Below are 19,139 nucleotides of genomic sequence, written 5' to 3'. Positions count from 1 at the left end.
CTGCCGGAATTCTTCAACATCAAATACCCCTTCCCGGCCAATGAGCCCTTCATCCCGCACGATATGATCGAGGTGGGGTCGTACAAACGCAGTTTCGAGGTGGCGGCGGACTGGGCCGGGCAGGATGTGTTTCTGCATATCGGCGCGGCGGGCGCGGCCTACTACATCTGGGTCAATGGCGAGAAGGTCGGCTATTCGGAAGATTCCAAGCTGCCGTCCGAATTCAATGTGACGAAATTCCTCAAGCCCGGTCACAACGAGATCGCGCTGGAAATCTACCGCTATGCCGACGGCTCCTATCTGGAGGATCAGGACTTCTGGCGGCTGTCGGGCATCGAGCGCAGCGTCTATCTCTATGCCGAACCAAAGACGCGCCTGCGCGATTTCACCGTCCGCGCGACGCTGGACAAGACCTATACGGATGGCGTCTTTGCGCTGGAGGCCGAACTGGCCGGTCAGAAGGGTGCGGCCACAGTGACCGCCACCGTCTATGACGGCGAGACGCAGGTGCTGAAAACCTCAGCAAAAGCAAATGTCGGCAAGCCGGCGCAACTGAGCGGCACGCTCAAGGGCGTCAAGGCGTGGACGGCGGAAACACCCAACCTCTACCGGCTGGTGATCGAGGTCACGGACGCCAAGGGCAATCTGATCTCGGCCACCTCGAAGAAGATCGGTTTCCGCACGGTGGAAATCCGCAATGGCGAGGTGCAGGTCAATGGCAAGCGCATCCTGATCAAGGGCGTCAACCGCCACGAGCACGACCCCAAAACCTACCGCGTCATGACGCCGGAGCTGATGCGCAAGGATGTCGAGCTGATGAAGCAGGCCAATGTCAATGCGCTGCGCACCTCGCACTATCCCAATGATCCCTACCTCTACGACCTCGCCGACGAATACGGCCTCTACATCATGGATGAGGCCAATATCGAGAGCCATGAATATATGGACACCGCCGACAAGAAGGCGGCGCAGGCCAACGACCCGAAAATTCGCGAGCAGATCCAACTGGGCTACAAGCCGCACTGGGCTAATGCCCACCTTGACCGCATCTCGCGCATGGTCGAACGCGATAAAAACCACCCCTCCATCATCTTCTGGTCGCTGGGTAACGAGGCCGGGACCGGACCCAACTTTGAAAACGCCGCCAGGTGGATTCGCCAGAACGATCCGACGCGCCTGATCTCGTATCTGGGCCACGGCACGCTCTACGGCGACCATCAGCCCAACCCCTATGTCGATATCTACGCGCCGATGTACGACGATATCGACCGCATCAACGACTATGCCGAAGACCCGCGCTACACCCAGCCGCTGATCCAGTGTGAATACGCCCACGCCATGGGCAACAGCCTCGGCAATCTTGAGGATTATTGGGTCGCCATCCGCGCCAAAAAGAAGCTGCAAGGCGGCTTCGTCTGGGACTTCATTGATCAGTTCGTGGACGGTAAGGACTCCAAAGGCCGTCACTACTGGGCCTCAGGCTTTGATGTGAACCCCGAACGCGGCGACAATTCCGTGGTGGGCGACGGTGTGGTGCAGGCCGACCGTACCCCGGACCCGGAATATTACGAGCTTCAGAAGGTCTATTCGCCGGTCACCTTCGAAGGCGCGCCGCAGTCGGGTAAGGTCACGGTCATCAACCGTCATAATTTCCGCGACCTGTCGGGCTTCGACTTCACCTGGAGCCTGTTGAAGGACGGCGTGGTCGCCGATCGCGGCACGCTGAGCGGCGTCAAGGCCGCCCCTGACTCGTCCTCGGACGTGGCCCTGTCCCTGCCGGCCCTGCCGCAGGACGGCGCGGAATACATCGTGACGCTGGCCGCCATCGCCAAGAGCGACAGCATCCGTGGCGTGCCGGCGGGTTCGACCGTCGGCTGGAGCCAGTTTGTGCTGCGCCCGGCCTCGGCCCCGATGGAGGCGACAGCCTTCGTCAAGCCGCAGCAGAAGGGCAAGGCCATTACCCTCAGCGCCGCCGGCCGCACGCTGAGCATCGACGCCGATACCGGTCTGATCGCGCTGGACAGCAACGGCAAGACGCTGCTCAAGGGCGGGACGCCCAACTTCTGGCGCGGCCTGACCGATAATGACGAAGGTGCCAATGTGGCGCGCAGCCACGGCATCTGGAAAAGCCTGACCGAAAACCGCCGCGTGCGCGACCTGAAGGTCGAGGCTGACCGCGTACAGGTCCTGTTCGTGCACGGCCCCGGTCAGGTGAAGGTCACCGTCACCTACCGCCTGCGCACCGACGGTAAGGTCATGGTCACCACCGACTTTGATCCGGTCAAGGATGACCTGCCCGATCCGCTGCGCGTCGGTCTGCGCTTTGACACCGATCCGTCTCTGGCCAATCTCGAATGGTACGGACGCGGCCCGCAGGAATCCTATGTCGATCGTCAGACGGGCTATGCCATCGGCCGTTATAAGGGCACGCTTGCCGAACAGTTCCACGACTATGCCCGCCCGCAGGAGACCGGCAACAAGACCGATGTGCGCTGGATCGCTGTTTCCGACGCTTCGGGCAAGGGGGTGAAGGTGACCGGGGCTCAGCCCCTCAGCGCCAACGCCCTCGCCTTCCCCTACGAAGACCTCTATGCCCGCCCGCGCGGCGAATGGCGTGCCGCTGACGTCACGCCGCATGGTGACGGGACGCTGCTGATCGACTTGGCGCAGATCGGCGTTGGCGGTGATACCGGCTGGTCGCAGGAGGCGCGCTCGCTGGTCAAGTACCGCATCCCGCTGAAGCCCCAGAGCTACGGCTTCACCATCGAGACGACGGTGCCTTAAGGGGGCAAGATGCAGGGGCCGTAAGGCCCCTGCACCCCGATTTGTGTGGCATGGAACCATTATATAGTTACCGCAGACGTGCCGCTCTGACACACGAAACGTTCGCCTTTCCCCAAGGGGAAGAAAAGACATTTTCTCAAATAAATACATGTATTAAGTCGGCACACCCTAAGGTTATCGCCACCTTAAGAGACATGATTTTCAATTTCTTAATAATCGCAAACTCAGGTGAACTAATTTTTTATTAAATATTAATTTCTCCTGAACGAGAATGTTTTAATTTTTCATTTACCCATCTTAAAAATGAAAGATTAACGGCGTTTATCGGCCTGTCTATTGCTGAACTTCTGTGGCCCGCTTGGGGGCAAATACACAGGAGACTCAGATGAAATACCTTTCCCTAATCGCCGTCGCCGGTCTGGTTCTGGCCGGTTCGGCTCAGGCGCAAACCGCCTCGAACAATCAGAACAACTCGTCCAACATCAAGGCGCAACTGAACGCCAAGATCGACAATGTCACCAATGACGTATCGGCGACCGCTGCGGCCATCGGCAACAGCTTCACCGCCGAAGGGTCGAGCCTGAACGGCCTGAACAACTATCAGCGCTTCTTCGGGGACGCGACCTCCAACCTTTCGACGACCATCACCAATGTGACGGGCGATGTCAGCGCCACTTCGGCCGCCATTGCCAATACGGCGACGGTGAAAGCCGACTGGTCGGGTGCCGTGTCGAACACCCAGTACGTCAATTACGACCCGTCGGCGGTGCTGAACGCCACGGTCTATAATGTGGACAAGTCGGTCAGCGCCACGGCGGCGGCCATCAGCAACTCGGCCACCTTCACCACCGACTTCAGCAGCCTGAACTCGACCCAGGTCAATACGGCTGCGGTCAATGCCTATGCCAACACCACCATCGCGGGCGTTGCGGGCAAGGTGGACGCCACGGCGGCGGCCATCGGAAACACCCTGACGGTCAAGGGTTTCTGATGATCCGGAAGGGAGCCCGCCGCGCAGGCGGGCTCCTCTTTTCCGTTATGGAGCCATAGACAGACATGCGTCCATCCATCCTTCTCACCGGCCTCGTCTTTACCGGCCCTTTGCTGGCCCTGCCCGCCGCGGCTCAGACCTCTGACCTGCGGGCGCTGGAAAACGGCTATGGCAATGGCCGACGGCTGGAAAACCAGCCCTTCACCCCCACCACGCGCGATGCCAATGGCAACCGCCTGATCGTCAACGGTATCATCCAGTACGACGACGCCAATAGCCGCTACAGCCAGTCGAGTTCCAACGGCGGCAGCCTTCTGTCGAACAATAGTCTCCTGACGCCGCAGGGGACGGCCACGGCCACGGCAATTGGCAACCTGTTGTCGGTCACGGTCAGCGGCAGCCACAACACGGTCATTCTCAACAGCCGTCAGGACAATTCCGGCAATGTGTCCGCCGTCCTGAACGGTCGCAAAACGACCGGTGAATAACACCTCCCCGCTTTCACCCCTACCCGGATACGCGCAGATGCCCCACACCCTTCGCCTCTTCTTCGCCCTGAGTTGCGCCGCAGGCTCGCTATCGCCGGGTCTGGCCACTGCGGCACCTCCGCTTGCGGAGGTGACTCTCAATGAAACGCCGGTGACGCCCGCCTTGCGCTGCCTCGCCCACCGCCCGTCTCTGAACGGCCTGCCGCGTCTGGCGGTCGGGCGCATTGGCGACCTGACGGGCAAGGTCGATTTCGACACAGGCGCCAAGATCACGCAAGGTGCGTCGCTGTTCGCCGTCAGTGCACTGGGCTATGCCGGGGTCCCGGTGGTCGAGCGCCTCGACAATTCCGTGGCCGAAATCGAACTGAACTATGCGCGGCAAAAGCTGCTGTCGGATACGCCGGAACGCGCCGGGCAAAGCGGCGACAATTTCCGCCCCATTCTGGCCGGGCAGATCGCCGGTTCGCGCTATTATATCGTCGGCGGCATTACCGAACTGAACTACAATATCCGCTCCGACGGCTACGACGCGGCCATCGGGTCGCAGGCCCTGCCCGGTGCGCAGGGCCAGATCAGCGGCCGCACCTATGTGCTCAATGTCGCCGTCGATCTGCGGCTGGTCAACACCCAGACCCAGCAGGTGGTGGACACCGTCACCTTCCAGAAGCAGGTGATCGGCGTCACCAACGACCGTCGCCTTAATGGGGGCAGCGAGGATATCGGCCTGCTGCTGCAAGGCGGCAACAGCCGTCAGGAGCCGCTTCAGATGGCGGTGCGCGAACTGGTCGAACGCTCGGTCTATCACCTGATCGCGCCGCTATGGACCGCCGCCGATGGGCGCGCCTGCCTCAGCGAGGCCGGTCTGAAAACGGTGCAGCCATGAGACGTCTGGTCCTTACCCTGCCCCTGCTGCTTTCGGCCTGCGCCAGCGTCACCGCCGACCCGCAGACGGGCCTCTACGCCAAGCCTGTGGGCAATGCCCCGGCCACGCCCAACCTGACGCCCTACAGCGCCGATCTGACCTGTCTTCAGCAGGCGGCTGTGGTCACGCACAAGCCCCTGCCGCGTGTGGCCGTGGGCCGTATCGACGACCTGACCGGCAAGCGCGACTTCTACACAGGGGCCAATATCACGCAGGGCATCGCCCTGTTCACCCAGTCGGCCCTGTCGCGCGCCGGCCTGCCTCAGGTGGAGCGCGGCGACCGCGACATCTCCGACTATGAACTGAAGGCCGCCATGGACCACGTCCTGTCCGACACGCCGGATCAGGCGGGCAACGATCCGGACAATTTCCGCAAGGTCTATGCCGGACAGATTGCCGGGTCCGACTATTATATTTCCGGCGGCCTGACGGAGCTGAACTATAACATACGCTCGGACGGCGTCGATCTGCGCGCCGGGGGCACGGGCAGCGATGATCCGGCAGGCAGTTTCGTATCGCAGCGCTTTGTGATGAATATCGCGCTTGATCTGCGCCTGATCGACACGCGCTCGCAGGAAATCCGGCGCGTCACCGCCTATCAGAAGCAGATTGTGGGGCGTGAGGTAAAGCCCGGCCTGTTCACCCTGCTCGACGGGACCATGCTCGACCTGTCGGGCGGGTTCAGCGAAATGGAGCCCATCCAGCTGAGCGTCCGTACCCTGGTTGAACGCAGCGTCTATGACTTCGCTGCCGGGCTTTACGGCATAGACCCGTCGGTGTGCCGCAATGGCGGCGTGGCGACGACGCAAAGCCCGGACAGTCTTAACGCTGTCGAACCCCGCCCGCCCTATCAGGGGCCGTATCTGGACCGCCGCCGCTGGAGCCACGTGGCCTCAGACGGAGGCTGATTTCGCCCGCACCTCGCCTGTCATGACCAGCAGACACAGACCAAACCCCAGCGCCGGGGTGAGCAGCATCAGCAACCGCAGATCGCTGAGGGTTGCAGCACTTTGGGCGATATTGGGCTGATAGCCGGTGTGACTTAAGCCCCAGCCGAACAGGCCCGCCCCCAGACCCATCGAGATTTTGGAGATCATACCCGCGACGCCGAAGATGAAGCCATCGGCGCGCACCTGAAGCGTCTGCTCGCCATAGTCCACTGTGTCAGGCAGCAGCGACCAGAAGGCAAAGAACAGGCCCAGTGAGCCGCTATGAACGCAGACCAGACAGGCGATAACACCCAAAGGCCCGGCGGTTGTGCCGATGGCCCACAGCGCTCCCAACCCGCTCAGGCCCACACCGCAGGCCGCGATCCATACGCCGCGCCGTCCGATGTGCCGCGCCAGAAGCGTCCACAGAGGGATGACCACCAGACCCGCCATGCCCATTACCGCCAGGGCCAGCGCGCCGCTGCGGTCATCGTGTAGCTGATATTTGAAATAGTAGAGGACGGATTTGGTGAGGACCGTCCCTGAGACGGCAAAAGCCAGCGCCCCCAGATTGAGCCGCCAGAAGGCGCGATTGCGCAGCAGGCTGCCGATCAGGGCCTTCAACGCCGGCGGTGGCGCGGTCGTCTGCGGCTCAGGCTCGCGTGTCACCGAAAACACCAGTGGAAACAGGGCGGTGGCGACGATGGCAAAGGCGACAGCCGTCAGGAAATAGCCCCCCTGCCCGGAGGCCGGGGTGATCAGCGACACCAGAACCGCCGCCAGAGCCCCGAAAAACATACGAAAGCCCGACAACTGCGCGCGGCGGTCAGGATCGCTGGTGATACGCCCGGACAGGGCCGCATAGGGCACATTGACCAGCGCATAGAAGGTACGAAAGACCAGATGCGTGCCCAAAAGACAGAGGGTGAGCATCGTCCCTTCCAGCGGCGGGCGATAATAGAGAAGGCAAAAACTGAGCCCCAGCAGCGGCCCGCCGAACAGGAGATAGGGGCGATAGGCCCCGAATCGCGTGCGCGTCTTGTCCGCTGCCGCCCCGATCAGCGGGTCGATCAGCCCATCCCATACCGAGGCGATCAGATAGATCAGACCCGCCGTTGCGGGCGGCAGGCCGACCACCTCGGTATAGTAGAACAGCAGAAACAGGCTGAGGCTTTGCCAGTAGAGGTTACAGGCAAAGTCACCCAGCCCGTAAACCGCGGCCCCACCCAGGCCTATCTCGCTGCTTTTTCGCGTCATTCAGGCTTTCAGCACAAAGTCAGCCGGGGTGCCGCCGACCGCCGAAGGGGAGATCCACACCTTAAACGCGCCCGGCTCGGCGGCGGGCTTCAGATCAGGGTGCACGAAGGCCAGATCGGCGCGGCTGAGGGTAAATGCCACCCGCGTGCGCTCCCCGGCCTTCAGGCTGATCCGCTTGAAGCCCTTGAGTTGACGGATCGGCTGGACGAGGCTCGCCACCCGGTCATGGATATAGAGTTGCACCACCTCATCGGCGTCGCGCGTGCCCGTATTGGCGATTTCGGCGCTGACCGTCAAAGTCGCGTCCCAGCCCAGTTCCGCCGAACTGACTGTGGTCGGGCCGTATTCAATGGTTGAATAGGTCAGGCCGTAGCCAAACGGATAGAGGGCTTCGTTGGTGACTTCGCGGTAGCGGGTCTTATAGGCCATGTCCTTCGGATCAAGCTGCGGACGCCCCGTAATGCGGTGATTGTAGTAATAGGGCTGCTGGCCCGACGCCTGCGGAAAGCTGACCGGCAGGCGACCGGAGGGGGCGTAGTCGCCGAACAGAATATCGGCAATGGCGTTGCCGGTTTCTGACCCCAGGAACCACGTCGCGAGGATGGCGTCGGCCTCACGCGCCGCGCCGGTGAGCGCAAGCGCCCGCCCGTGACGCAGCAGCAGCACGGTCGGCTTACCCGTCGCCTTGACGGCTTCGATCAGCGCCAGTTGCGGCGCAGGCAAGGAAATATCGGTGCGGGCCTGCGCTTCGCCAGACATGTTCTCGGCCTCGCCCATGGCCAGCACCACGATGTCAGCGGCTTTGGCCGCCGCGACCGCCGCGTCTATGCCGCCTGGAATGACTGCTTCGAAGTCCACGCCCTTGACCACCGTGATCGCCGCCGGGTCTGCCACCACGGCGCGCAGACCTTCCTCAATGGTGACGCCCTTGGCCCGGTCCGGGAAGACCGACCACGGGCCCGGCAGGTTGTGGCGATCCGCCCCCAGAGGCCCGATCAGAGCGATCTTCTTGCCCGTTTTGGCGAGCGGCAGAAGGTTGCCTTCGTTGCGCAGCAGCACGATCGAGCGGCGGCCGGCTTCGCGCGACAGGGCGACGATCTCAGCGCTGCGCACATCGGTCTTTTCGCGCTTGGCGTCCATCGAGCGGTACGGATTGTCGAACAGGCCCAACGCCTTCTTGACGCGCAGAACGCGGCGCACCGCCTCATCCAGCACCGCTTGCGGCACTTCGCCATCCTTCACAAGCGATGGCAGGTGTTTGAAATAAAGACCTGATTGCATGGACATATCACACCCGGCCATAATGGCTTTTTTGGTCGCGTCACGCCCATCGGCGGCATAGCCGTGCAGGATCAGTTCTTCTTCGGAGGTATAGTCGGACACCACCAGCCCTCTAAAGCCCCACTGATCGCGCAGGATTTCGGTCAGCAGGTGGCGGTTGGCCGTGGCGGGCACGCCCGAAATGTCGTTGAAGCTCGACATCACCGACAAACACCCGGCGTCCAGCCCGGCCTTGAACGGCGGCAGATGGGTTTCCCACAGGGTGGTTTCGGGGATATCGACCGTCGCATATTCCATGCCGCCCTGCACCGCGCCATAGGCGGCAAAGTGCTTGAGGCAGGCCAGCATGTTGCGCCCGTCCTTCAGGTCATTGCCCTGAAAACCCTTGACGCGGGCGACGGCCAGCACATTGCCGAGATAGGTGTCTTCGCCCGCCCCTTCGACGACGCGGCCCCAACGCTGATCGCGGGCAATGTCCACCATCGGCGCAAAGGTCCAGTGCAGGCCAACGGCGGTCGCCTCAATAGCCGCGGCGCGCGCCGTGCGGTAGGCCAGATCGGCGTCCCACGCCGCCGCCTCGCCCAGCGGCACCGGGAAGGTGGTCCGCAGGCCGTGGATGATATCGGCGGCAAAGATCAGCGGAATCTTGTGCGGCGATTCCTCGACCGCCACCTTTTGCAATTCACGCGCCCCGGCGACACCGATGCCGTTGAACAGGCCGGTGATTTCGCCGCGACGGATGCGCGCCTTCACCTCATCCCTGGTCTGGGCCACGGCGGCCGGATTGACATTGCCGAAGTCCGGGCGCGTCAGGTCGGCATAGAGGCTGAGCTGACCGGCCTTTTCTTCGAGCGAAAGCGACGCGATCAGCTTTTCGATAAAGGGGTCCGGCGCGACCACGGCCTTGGCGAGGCCGGGGGCGACGATGGGAACGAAGGCGGCCGTAGCTACGGCGCCCCTGAGGAAGAACCGGCGTGAGGGCGTGAAAGCGGTCATGGGTTATCCTTGGTATCTGCGGGGAAAAGATTCAACGTTTATGTTTGAGCAGCCACGCATAGAGGCTGGGGGTGGCATAGGCGGCGTCCCAGGCATTGTGATTGCCGTCGGGATAGAGGGTGTAGTTGACCTCACCGCCGCAGGCGCGGACGGCATCGGCAAACTGGTCTTCGGGCTGATAGAGGACGATATAGTCCTTTGCGCCGTGAAAGGCCCATACCGGCACGTCTTTCAGGGCGCAGGCTCCGTCGCGATAAAGCGAGTCTCCGGATACCGGCGCAATGGCGGCAAAGCGTCGCGGATAGGCAATCGCCCAGTTCCATGTGCCCCGCCCGCCACGCGACAGGCCGGTCAGGTACAGACGGCTATGGTCGGCAGGCAGGCCTTTCAGGGCCTGCGTCAGCCATTCCTCCAGCGTCGCCGGGTTCCATTCGACCTTCTCGCTCAGTTGCGGCGCCAGAATGATGAAGGGCGCCTTGTCCGGGTTGGCGCGGCTATAGGCCCACGGCCCGTGCACCGTCGTCAGTTTGACATCGGTGCCGATCTCCCCCGTGCCGTGCAGGAAGACCAGCACCGGGGCCTTACCTTTCAGGTTTGACGGCAGAGACTGCATGTACCCGACCGTGCGGCCGTCTTTCAGCGTCAGGGATTTGGGCGTCTCACCACGCGGCAGGTCTGCCGACGGCAGGCTGGCGCAGGCAGTGAGAAGCCAAAGACCAAACAGAGCGACAAGAACTTTTGAGGGAAACCGTGTGAAGATCATGCGACATCTCCCAGAATAATCTCGGCTTTTGCTGTTTTGATGATCAGTTCGCCGTCGTGGAGTGTCACGAGTTTTCCATCCACCCGCACTCGGGCATCCCGCCCCATCAGGGAAGGGACGTCAATCACATAGCCTCCGGGCGGTGGGGCATCCGAGTCAATATTGATTCTCAAACCTGAACCCGCCTTGGTGACCGTCAGCGACAGCGTTCCCCACGGCGTATGCAGCCGCTCCAGCCGCGTTTCGCCCTTATCCGCCCATTTCGGGTCAAACCCTGACAAAAGCACCATCTGCGCCGTCTCGGCCCGCTCATAGGCGAACATGTCGAGCGCCACGCGCAAATAGTCGGATTCGACCCAGCCGTGCGGCAGGTCACCAATAAACAACGGTTGACGATAAGGGACGGTGACCACCTCCCCCCACTGAAACCACGCTCTGGGGGCCTGATCGGCAAAGAACATCGTGAGCGCCTGACGCGCCCGTTCGGGCTGTTTCAGCCGCAAAAAGGCCCCGACATTGCGCAGTTCGTAGGGGGTATAGCTGTTGGGCGTCTGACGGCGGCGCATCAGAATATCCGTCCAGTAGCGCTCAAAGGTCTGACGTTTCAGCGCCTCAGGGATGTCGTCCGTATGCGCGCCGGAGGTCAGGCCCATGGTCGTCGAGGTCGGGTCGAAATCGCCCCGGTCAGCGGCTCCGGCCACCACGTCCTGCCCATAGTGCGCCGCCGTGGCGAGGATCGAGGCCTTCAGATCACGCGCAAAGGCCTCGTCCTGCGCAGAGATACGTTCGGCCTCTGCCGTCTTGCCCAAAGCGCGTGCCGTCACCGCGGCTCCGCGATAGCCTTTCAGGGCCCAGAAATTGTCCCAGTAGCTATAGGCCGCCTTGTCCGAATAGCCCTCGTGGCTGATCGACGGCGGCATCAGGCCGCGATAGCGCGCCTCGGTCTGCGGCGTCAGATTGGCCTGACGCAAGCCTTCCTGATAGGCGATGGCACCAGACACCTGCGGCCAGTAGGGCGCGATCTCGGCGGGCGCAACGCCAAAGCGGATCAGTTCCCCGGCCAGCCACGGCAATTGCCCGTTGGAGTCGTTTTCCGGCGTCGGATCGGCCCCACGCGCATCGACGCAGCACGGCACTTTGCCATTATCGAAGCTCATCGGGGCATAGGCCTTGAAATAGGCCAGCGCCTCCCTGTGCAGGCCCATACGCAGCAGGCCTTCGGACATCATGGCCCCGTCGCGTATCCACGAGCGGTCGTAAGACCGCGCACCGGGCTTCAGCCAGTCCCCATCAAGCAGGATCAGTTGGTAGGCGAGCGCCAGACGCGCGCTGTCGGCAATGGGCGGCGCGCCAGCGGGCAGGACAAGGCGGGTATCCCCCAACCGCTGACGCCAGTCGGCCCTGACGCTTTCGGCCTGTGCTTCGGCCCACTTCACCACATCCCCGGTGATGACCGGGCGCGCTGTCTGCCCGCCCAACGGAAAGGCCACAATGACGCCCTGCGCCTTGCCCGGTGTGAGATTCAGGTCATAACCAATCACGCCGGACGCCAGACCATCCGTATCGGCGGCACTGGCCCCCTGCGGCCCGCTCAGGAAACCGGACGCCGTAAAATCCTTCGGCGGCGTCAGCAGCCACAGCGGCTGATCCTCGACGTTCACCGTATCGCCGTCACGACTGAGACGGCGGATCGGCGCATAGCCTCCCGGCCGCGTCAGAAACTGCGTCGGCGGATTGACCTGCATCGGCTGCACGTGCAACTCCAGTCGCACCGTCTGCGCCGTGTCGGAGCGCACCTCGTAACGCACCAGCGCATAGGGGGCCTTGCCCTCGCCAAAGGCCAGAGGGGCGACGCGCATCTGAACGCCCTCCCCCTGCCATTCGACCGTCGGCAAGGGCAGGCGTTCGGTGTCCATGCCCTGTGTGACCGTGGCCTGCGCCCAGGTCAGACGCTTGCCGCCGATCGTCAGCACGGGCATTAGCGACGGGCGTTCCGGCCCCAGCTCGACCGCCCCGTCTTCGGACAGCAGCGCCGCGCGCGGGCCGCCATGCGCCACGCCGACCACGGTCCAGTAGGCTTGCTCCGTAAAGCCGCGCGGATAGTCGCCACGCGGCGCGGTACGCGCCAGTTCGCTCAGCAAGGCGTTCGGCTTAAGCCCCATCTCCAGTGGCAGCAGGGCGGCCTCATTGAGTTGCCCCTGCCCGCTGACGCGGACATAGCGCGCATCGACCTCACCCAGTGTCACATAGTCTGTCCCGCCGTCCGAACCCGCAACGGTGCGCAACTCACGGAAGCTGCGTCCGTCGTCGGACACAGCCACCGTATAAAGGGCGGGCACCTTGCCCCAGTCGAGTTTCAATCCGCCAAAGGCGCGCACACGCGACAGATCAAGCGTCACCGACGCCGCCCCGGTGCCGGTGCGGGGGTTACCGTCCACCGCCGCCGTCACATCTGCTTTTAAAGGCGCTTCGGTCTTCGGTTCCGGAGCCTCGGCGCGCCAGCGGATCGGCCCGACCTCCAGCCAGCCGGAGGCCGCCCCCCTGGCCGTCTTGACGACGACTATCTCCATGCGCTTGCCACCCCGGAAGGTGCGATCCTTTGTCGTCCCCCAGGCGAAGTCGATATGGCGCGGGCGAATGCGCAGCACCGCACCCTGCGGTGTCGGCACAAAGGCCGGGCGCGTCACCCACCACACATTGTCGCCCGAGGCATCGGTGAACTTGATCTGAAGATCATTACCCGCCCCCTCGCCCTTTACCGGGATGTCGATGACGAAGTTCTCCGGGGCCGCAAAGTCAAGATCATGCACCATAAAGGCATAGCCCGCCCCTTTGAACCCATAGTCCAGCCGGGCGGTTTCGCCGCCGCTGGCCTTTGAGGCTACGCCCTCTGACGCCCCCGCAGTCCACGGTGTCGGCGCGATCAGGGCGGTTTGCGCCGACACAGGCATCGCCAGCAGCCCGGCGGCCAGTATCAGCGCCCCTAGGGACAGTTGACGGCGCATCAGGCCACCGCCTCAAACCCGGCCAGTTTCAGGCCGCGCTGAAGCGGCGCGCAGCCCTTCATCAGCCGCCAGAACAGGCCAGAGCGCAGGTTTTCGATACTGCACAGGATCGGCCCCTGATCAATGCCGATATAGTCGTTGGACACCCATCCGGCGCGTTGGGTCTGATGGCCTTCGCGCGACGGATAGTCGGTCACAAAGGTCGGGTTGAAGCTGTCGAAAAAGCCATATTGGCCATAGATATCCGAGCCGTAGCGCGCCTGCATGGCTCTGGCGGCGGCCAGAGACTCCACCGGCGTAAACATGATCGAACCCAGCGCCGCCGTGGGCGCAATCGTGCCGTCGTCGAACGGGTGCAGATCGCCCGGCCCGCGCGCCGAATAGCTGCGGAATTGCCGCTCGACGCCGTCGATCACCAGCTTGACATCCGCCGGGCCGTCGCAAGCCGTAAAGCCCCAGATGTCCGGCCCATAGTCCCTGAACCCCATCGGGTTCTGAATGGCATAGTTGCGCTGCGCCAGCGTGGCACGGCGGGAATTTTCAAAATAATCCAGACCTTTGGCGCGCATATAGGCGTCGGCTATGCCGCGATAGTCGATCCAGACGTGGTTATACTGATGGCCGAACAAAGCGTGGAAGCCCAGGTGCGGCTCCCCGTGATTGGGGCCAAAGGTCTCCTCATAGGTCGAGCACCACACCTGATAGGCCTTGGGGTCAATCGGGTGGGTCGGCGAGGCCATAGCCAGCAGATAGACCATCATCCCTTCGTTATAGCCGCGCCATTCGGCCTTGATGAAGCCGTCTTCGGGGTGCCAGCCCATGGTCTGCCGCCCCGACGGGCGCATCATGAAGGTCCAGTCCACGCGCGCATAAAGGACGGTGGACAGGCGGCGGATATCGCGTTCAACAGTCGTGTCGCGGTCGAAATACTGCCCGGCGCACAGGGCCCCCATCAGCAGAAGCGAGGTGTCGATGGACGACAGTTCGCAGGTTTTATAGCGCGTACCGTCGTCAAAACGCAGGAAGTGATAGAAATAACCCTTATAGCCCGCCGTGCCCGAAGCGGCCTCGCCCTGCGGCAGGTTATACAGGAAATTCAGGGTGTTAAAGGTGCGCTCCGCCGCCTGTTCGCGGCGGATATAGCCCGACTCCGCACCGATAATATAGGCGTTGAAGGCAAAGCCGATGGCGGCCACCGACGAAAAGGTGCGCGTGGGCCAGCGATCCGGCGTCAGGCCGGTACGGTGATCGGTCACGTCCCAGAAGAACTGAAACGTCCGCCGGTGCAGATCGCTCAACAATGGGTCATGGCCCGGCGCGTTTGAAAGACCCGGCAGAGACGCACAGGCCCCCAGCGGCAACAGGCTGAGGCCAAAAAGACCCTGACCAAAGGCGCGGCGGGACGGATGAGACAAGGTCATAAAAACTCCCTTCGACACGGTGTCTGCGGGTGACACCGGCGGTCCATCAGGGACACCAAAAAAAAACCGGGGGCTCCAAACGGGAGGAGAAGCCCCCGGTATAAGGCAAGTCAGCGCCGCATAAGCCGAGGAAGTGAGGCTGGCGGGCAGATGTCCGGCGGCGCGTCAGGGGATGAGACACCGCTGGGCATGGGGAGCGGCGCAGCGGATACCACCGCGCCGAAAGCGTTACCACTTATAGGTCAGGCCCACCTGAAAGGAGCGCGACGGACCGACCTGGGCATTCGGGTCGGGGATCTTTTTAGCGCCCGTACCGTTGTCATAGCCGCCTGTCCATTGCGAATAGGCGCGGTTCCACGTGTCGAACAGGTTATAGACCTGCGCGTCGGCGGTGACCGTCTGACCGTTCCACAGCTTGAAGTCCTTGGACACGCGCAGATCGACCTGCTTGAAGGACTTGCCCGGCCAGAAATACCCTTCCTGAATCTGAAGCGCCGGAGCGGTATCGAGCACACGGCCATAGGGCACGCCCGAAGCCAGCGTCACAATGGCGGAAACGCGGGTGTCCCACGGACCCGACACAATGCCCGAACCGACGAAGCGCCACTTATCGACGCCTTCCGCCTTGTGCCAGCCGGTGGCCGAGGGACTGGCATAGTCGAAGATGAACGGGTCGTTGTGACCGGTCATTTCGGCGTCAGTCAGGGTCAGGGTGGTGCTGAAGCCGTACTTCGACGCCGGCGTCCACGGCTTCTCGGCGGTGAGATACAGGGCCTTGTAACGCGCCTGACGCTCATTGGTCGAGATGATCAGCGCGCCATAGCCCGGCAGGCCATTCCCCCACGGCTGGCAGGCATATTGCGGGCCGTACTGGCACCAGCTGCCGTCCGGCAGGCGGTTACCGAGCACCCAGTTAAACAGGTTCTGATACTTGATGTAGGACAGGGTGGCCGAGGTGGAAATCTCGCCGAAACGCTTGCGGACCCCCAGATTGAACTGATCTGAATAGGGCACCTTGGTGTCGTTGTTCAGCGCAAACACCTCCCCCTTCAGACCCAAAGACTTGGCCAGCGCCACCAGAGCCGTCGGATTGCCGAAATAGTTGGCGTTCCACGTTGCGGTATTCTGGACATTGTCCGTATCACCGTTGGGCGTGAAATTGATCTGGGCCACGTGAATAGTGGCACGGCGCGTTTCCAGTTGCGCCAGATCGTAGATGTTACGGTCATAGTAGCGACCATAGCCGCCGAAGATGACCAGATCACGGTCGGCATTCACGTCATAGGCAAAGCCGATACGCGGCTGGATGGCCCCTTTGAAGGCCTCGCGGTTCGACCCCGTTGAGATAAAGTTGTCGGGATTGAAGGCCTTGTTGAAGCCTGCCGTATTGCGCATGGCCGTCGCGATATCGGCAGGCGTCGTATATTCGTTGTTGAGCATGTTGGACTCATAGTCCCAGCGCACGCCCAGATTGAAGGTCCAGTGATCGTCGAAGGTCCAGTCGTCCTGAATATAGGCCCCGAACTGCATATTGTTCGAAGTGAGGTGCGGGTCGCCGTCGGCGATCCTCACCGCCAGAGGTGTATTGGTGCCACCATACACGTAGGTAGCGGCATCGTAATAATATTCCGGAACCCGGCGATGGTCATTCTCATCGGCCGTGTACTTATAGTTGGCCAGCTTGAAACCGCCCTTGATCACATGCGTACCGTACCATTCGATGCCGGTCAGGGTCAGGTCGTTGCGCAGGGTAACGCTTTCCTGCCCCTTGACCTGCGAATAGGGACGCCCGCCCCAGGTGGCATATACTGTGTTCACATCGGGGCTTCCATCGGCGTTCTTCTTGATCAGCGTGATGGCCGGACCAGTGCTCAGGGGCGATTCCCGCCACTGCGAGTCCTGATAATCCAGTTGCATCTCGTTGAGCAGATTGTCCGCCCGGTGACGCCACTTGACGCTGGCCCCCTTGATCTCCTGATCGAGGGTCGAACCGCGTTCATAGGCCGTTGTACCGCTGAAATTGCGAACATCGTCTTCGGTACGGTTACGGAAGGTGATATCGACCGTGTTGTTGTCATCGGCAAACCAGGTCAGCTTGCCGAACCACATGTCCTGCTTGAAGTCCTTGGCATAGCTGCCGTTATAGGCGTTGGACAGGGCGGTCACGAGGGACGGGTTAAGCCCGTTGAGGGCTGCATTGTTGCGCATGTTCACTGCGTCCGAGGGGCGCGCGTCTTTGCGGCCTTCGTAGGACATGTAGAAGTGCAGCTTGTTCTTGATGATCGGGCCGCCGATGTCGAAGCCGTATTCCTTGTTTTCGAAATCCTGCTTGGGGCCGGTGTCGTAATAATTCTGACCGATCATGCTCTTGGTCTGGAGCGTGCCGAACACCGTGCCGTGGAATTCGGTGCCGCCGGTCTTGGTGACGGCGGTGATGATGGCCGAACCGGCCTGTTCATATTCCGCCTTGAAGTTCTGGGTCGAGACCTTGAACTCCTGCACGGCCAGTTGCGGGAACGGATTGCCGCGCGAGGCGTCCTGACCCGTGACGCCGCCTTGCAGCACCTGATTCTTCTGGCTCATGCCGTCAATAAAGACGTTGACCTGATTGGCGTTGACCGCGCCGGCCTGAAAGGTCTTGCGCTCCGGGTCGGTGGACACGGCAACGCCGGGGGCCAGAGCCGCGAAGTTGAGGAAGTTGCGGCCGTTCTGCGGCAGGTTTTCGATCTGGGCGCGCGAAATGGAGGTGGAGACTTCCGACTGACGCGGATTGTTGCGGCGCGAGGCGACGACGGTGACTTCCTGCACCGGCGCTTCGGCGGTGGCGAGGTCGGCATCGACTTCGATCGTCTGACCAACGGGCAATACGGCCTGCTCGGTGCGCGTTGTGCCGTCCGGTGCGCGGAAGGTGACCGTATAGGTGCCCGGACGCAGGCCGACGATCACATAGCGGCCATCGGCACGCACGGTGGCGGTCGCCTTGGCGCCCGTATTGGCGTCAGTCGCGGTCACGACCGTGCCGGCCGGAGCCGCGGAAACGCGGCCCTGAAGCGTGGCGTCGGATTCCGCGGCGAAGGCCGGGGCCGCCATGACGAGGGCGGCCGCTAGGGCGAGGCCCGAAACACCGAGGCTCAGGCCCCGCGTGCGAGACATATGAAGCATATCCTGTTCTCCCAAAGAACTGTTTTATTTGTATAAAACGCGATACTCGCAGCGTTTGCAGAAACGCTTTAACGGCGGCGGCTGGACGCCCGCACCACCAGTTCAGGTCGCACGATCAGGCTGGCGGCCGAGGCCGAAGCCTCCGCCGAACCGCGCTCGATCAGGGCGGAAAGCAGCTCAAGACTGCGCCGACCGATGTCGAAGACTCCGGCGCGCAGCGTCGAAATGGGCGGTGAGGCGTAGCGCGTCACCGGTATGTCGTCGAAACCGATGATGGCGATGTCGTCCGGAATCGACACGCCTGCCTCACGCAGGCCCAGGGTCGCCCCCAGCGCCATCATGTCATTGGCGGCAAACAAGCCGTCGGGCATCTGTTCCTGCGCCAGAAGGGTCTGTACGGCGGCATAACCTGCCCCATCGGTGAAATCGCCGGGCAGCACCTGCGGCGACAGCCCCGCCTCTTTCAGACCATCGAGATAGCCGCGCAGGCGGTCCTGCGCCTCCAGATTGCTCTCCGGCCCCGCAATGTGGGCGATGCGGCGGCAGCCCTGTTCGTGCAGGTGCCGCACGGCCTCCAGCGCGCCCGAATAGTTATCAACGACAAGGCTCGGCAGATCGGCCTGACCGCCCACCCCGCCCATCATGACCAGCGGCAGATTGAACGGCAACTTACCCGACAGGTCGTCGGCATCGGCATAGGGGGCCATGACCAGCAGACCATCGACACGACCGGCCATGGCGCGCGCCGCCTTGACGGCCTCCTTTACGTCGCCGTGCGATCCCGACACCAGAATGTGCAGACCGCTGGCGCGCGCACCGACATCAATGCCGCGGATGATCTCCGAAAAGAACTCGCCATAGATATCCGGCAGGATGACGCCGATGGTATTGGTACGGCTCATGGCCAGAGCCCGCGCCGCGCCGTGCGGCACGTATTTGAGCTTGCCGGCAGCCGCCAGAACGCGCTCACGCACCTCTTCGGTGACGTTGTCGAGGCCATTAATGGCGCGTGAGGCCGACGCGATTGACACCCCCGCCGCCTTGGCTACGTCATTGAGCGTTACGCTTGCCGCCATGAAACTCTGCACCCTGTCGTGTTATGTAAGCGCTTACAGCGTCGTTTGGCGTTGTGTAAGCGCT

Annotated in this window: 12 protein-coding genes; 5 read left to right on the top strand and 7 right to left on the bottom strand. The window is 62.6% G+C overall.

Going from position 1 to position 19,139, the window contains the following annotated elements; translation table 11 throughout:
• The 5 genes from LDL37_RS13280 to hfaB (LDL37_RS13260) all read left to right on the top strand — a co-directional run.
• The coding region (locus LDL37_RS13280; protein ID WP_290799193.1) for a glycoside hydrolase family 2 TIM barrel-domain containing protein at positions 1-2,784 on the top strand (2,784 nt) is incomplete at its 5' end.
• Between the two features lie 385 nt (positions 2,785-3,169).
• Positions 3,170-3,775: a hypothetical protein gene (locus tag LDL37_RS13275; protein WP_290799191.1), complete on the top strand. Its 606-nt coding sequence runs from the start codon at positions 3,170-3,172 to the stop codon at positions 3,773-3,775.
• Positions 3,776-3,840: 65 nt separating this feature from the next.
• The gene (gene hfaA, locus LDL37_RS13270) at positions 3,841-4,263 is read left to right on the top strand and encodes a holdfast anchoring protein HfaA (RefSeq protein WP_290799189.1); all 423 of its coding nucleotides are present in this window, start codon (positions 3,841-3,843) and stop codon (positions 4,261-4,263) included.
• A 37-nt stretch (positions 4,264-4,300) separates the two neighbouring features.
• Entirely contained in the window at positions 4,301-5,146 is an 846-nt protein-coding gene (hfaB, locus tag LDL37_RS13265; RefSeq protein WP_290799187.1) for a holdfast anchoring protein HfaB, read from the top strand.
• Positions 5,143-6,093 carry a holdfast anchoring protein HfaB gene (gene hfaB, locus LDL37_RS13260; RefSeq protein ID WP_290799185.1) on the top strand — a complete coding sequence of 317 codons (951 nt, stop codon included), beginning with the start codon at positions 5,143-5,145 and terminating at the stop codon, positions 6,091-6,093. The genes hfaB (LDL37_RS13265) and hfaB (LDL37_RS13260) overlap by 4 nt, the downstream gene beginning before the upstream one ends.
• Here hfaB (LDL37_RS13260) and LDL37_RS13255 read toward each other — a convergent pair.
• From LDL37_RS13255 to LDL37_RS13225, 7 genes are all read right to left on the bottom strand, one after another.
• Positions 6,079-7,371 (bottom strand): MFS transporter, encoded by a 1,293-nt coding sequence (locus tag LDL37_RS13255; protein WP_290799183.1) that lies wholly within the window; start codon positions 7,369-7,371, stop codon positions 6,079-6,081. The genes hfaB (LDL37_RS13260) and LDL37_RS13255 overlap by 15 nt on opposite strands.
• Positions 7,372-9,648 carry a glycoside hydrolase family 3 N-terminal domain-containing protein gene (locus LDL37_RS13250; RefSeq protein WP_290799181.1) on the bottom strand — a complete coding sequence of 759 codons (2,277 nt, stop codon included), beginning with the start codon at positions 9,646-9,648 and terminating at the stop codon, positions 7,372-7,374.
• 31 nt (positions 9,649-9,679) lie between these two features.
• Positions 9,680-10,411 carry a phospholipase gene (locus tag LDL37_RS13245; protein ID WP_290799179.1) on the bottom strand — a complete coding sequence of 244 codons (732 nt, stop codon included), beginning with the start codon at positions 10,409-10,411 and terminating at the stop codon, positions 9,680-9,682.
• The gene (locus tag LDL37_RS13240) at positions 10,408-13,416 is read right to left on the bottom strand and encodes a discoidin domain-containing protein (RefSeq protein ID WP_290799177.1); all 3,009 of its coding nucleotides are present in this window, start codon (positions 13,414-13,416) and stop codon (positions 10,408-10,410) included. The genes LDL37_RS13245 and LDL37_RS13240 overlap by 4 nt, the downstream gene beginning before the upstream one ends.
• Complete coding sequence (locus LDL37_RS13235) at positions 13,416-14,837, bottom strand: glucoamylase family protein (protein WP_290799175.1); 1,422 nt, start codon at positions 14,835-14,837, stop codon at positions 13,416-13,418. Before LDL37_RS13235 ends, LDL37_RS13240 begins: the two co-directional genes overlap by 1 nt.
• Before the next feature lie 228 nt (positions 14,838-15,065).
• Entirely contained in the window at positions 15,066-17,990 is a 2,925-nt protein-coding gene (locus LDL37_RS13230; RefSeq protein WP_290799172.1) for a TonB-dependent receptor, read from the bottom strand.
• A gap of 77 nt (positions 17,991-18,067) precedes the next feature.
• Entirely contained in the window at positions 18,068-19,075 is a 1,008-nt protein-coding gene (locus tag LDL37_RS13225) for a LacI family DNA-binding transcriptional regulator (RefSeq protein WP_290799170.1), read from the bottom strand.
• Positions 19,076-19,139 lie beyond the last annotated feature (64 nt).

Source organism: Asticcacaulis sp. (assembly GCF_020217185.1).
Lineage (GTDB): Bacteria > Pseudomonadota > Alphaproteobacteria > Caulobacterales > Caulobacteraceae > Asticcacaulis.
The sequence above is the reverse complement of the archived record's forward strand: the minus strand, read 5'-3'. Positions and strand labels throughout refer to the sequence as shown.

Coding starts and splice junctions, on each gene's coding strand:
- LDL37_RS13275 (WP_290799191.1), top strand. CDS start 3,170: ATGAAATACCTTTCCCTAATCGCCGTCGCCGGTCTGGTTCTGGCCGGT.
- hfaA (WP_290799189.1), top strand. CDS start 3,841: ATGCGTCCATCCATCCTTCTCACCGGCCTCGTCTTTACCGGCCCTTTG.
- hfaB (WP_290799187.1), top strand. CDS start 4,301: ATGCCCCACACCCTTCGCCTCTTCTTCGCCCTGAGTTGCGCCGCAGGC.
- hfaB (WP_290799185.1), top strand. CDS start 5,143: ATGAGACGTCTGGTCCTTACCCTGCCCCTGCTGCTTTCGGCCTGCGCC.
- LDL37_RS13255 (WP_290799183.1), bottom strand. CDS start 7,371: ATGACGCGAAAAAGCAGCGAGATAGGCCTGGGTGGGGCCGCGGTTTAC.
- LDL37_RS13250 (WP_290799181.1), bottom strand. CDS start 9,648: ATGACCGCTTTCACGCCCTCACGCCGGTTCTTCCTCAGGGGCGCCGTA.
- LDL37_RS13245 (WP_290799179.1), bottom strand. CDS start 10,411: ATGATCTTCACACGGTTTCCCTCAAAAGTTCTTGTCGCTCTGTTTGGT.
- LDL37_RS13240 (WP_290799177.1), bottom strand. CDS start 13,416: ATGCGCCGTCAACTGTCCCTAGGGGCGCTGATACTGGCCGCCGGGCTG.
- LDL37_RS13235 (WP_290799175.1), bottom strand. CDS start 14,837: ATGACCTTGTCTCATCCGTCCCGCCGCGCCTTTGGTCAGGGTCTTTTT.
- LDL37_RS13230 (WP_290799172.1), bottom strand. CDS start 17,990: ATGTCTCGCACGCGGGGCCTGAGCCTCGGTGTTTCGGGCCTCGCCCTA.
- LDL37_RS13225 (WP_290799170.1), bottom strand. CDS start 19,075: ATGGCGGCAAGCGTAACGCTCAATGACGTAGCCAAGGCGGCGGGGGTG.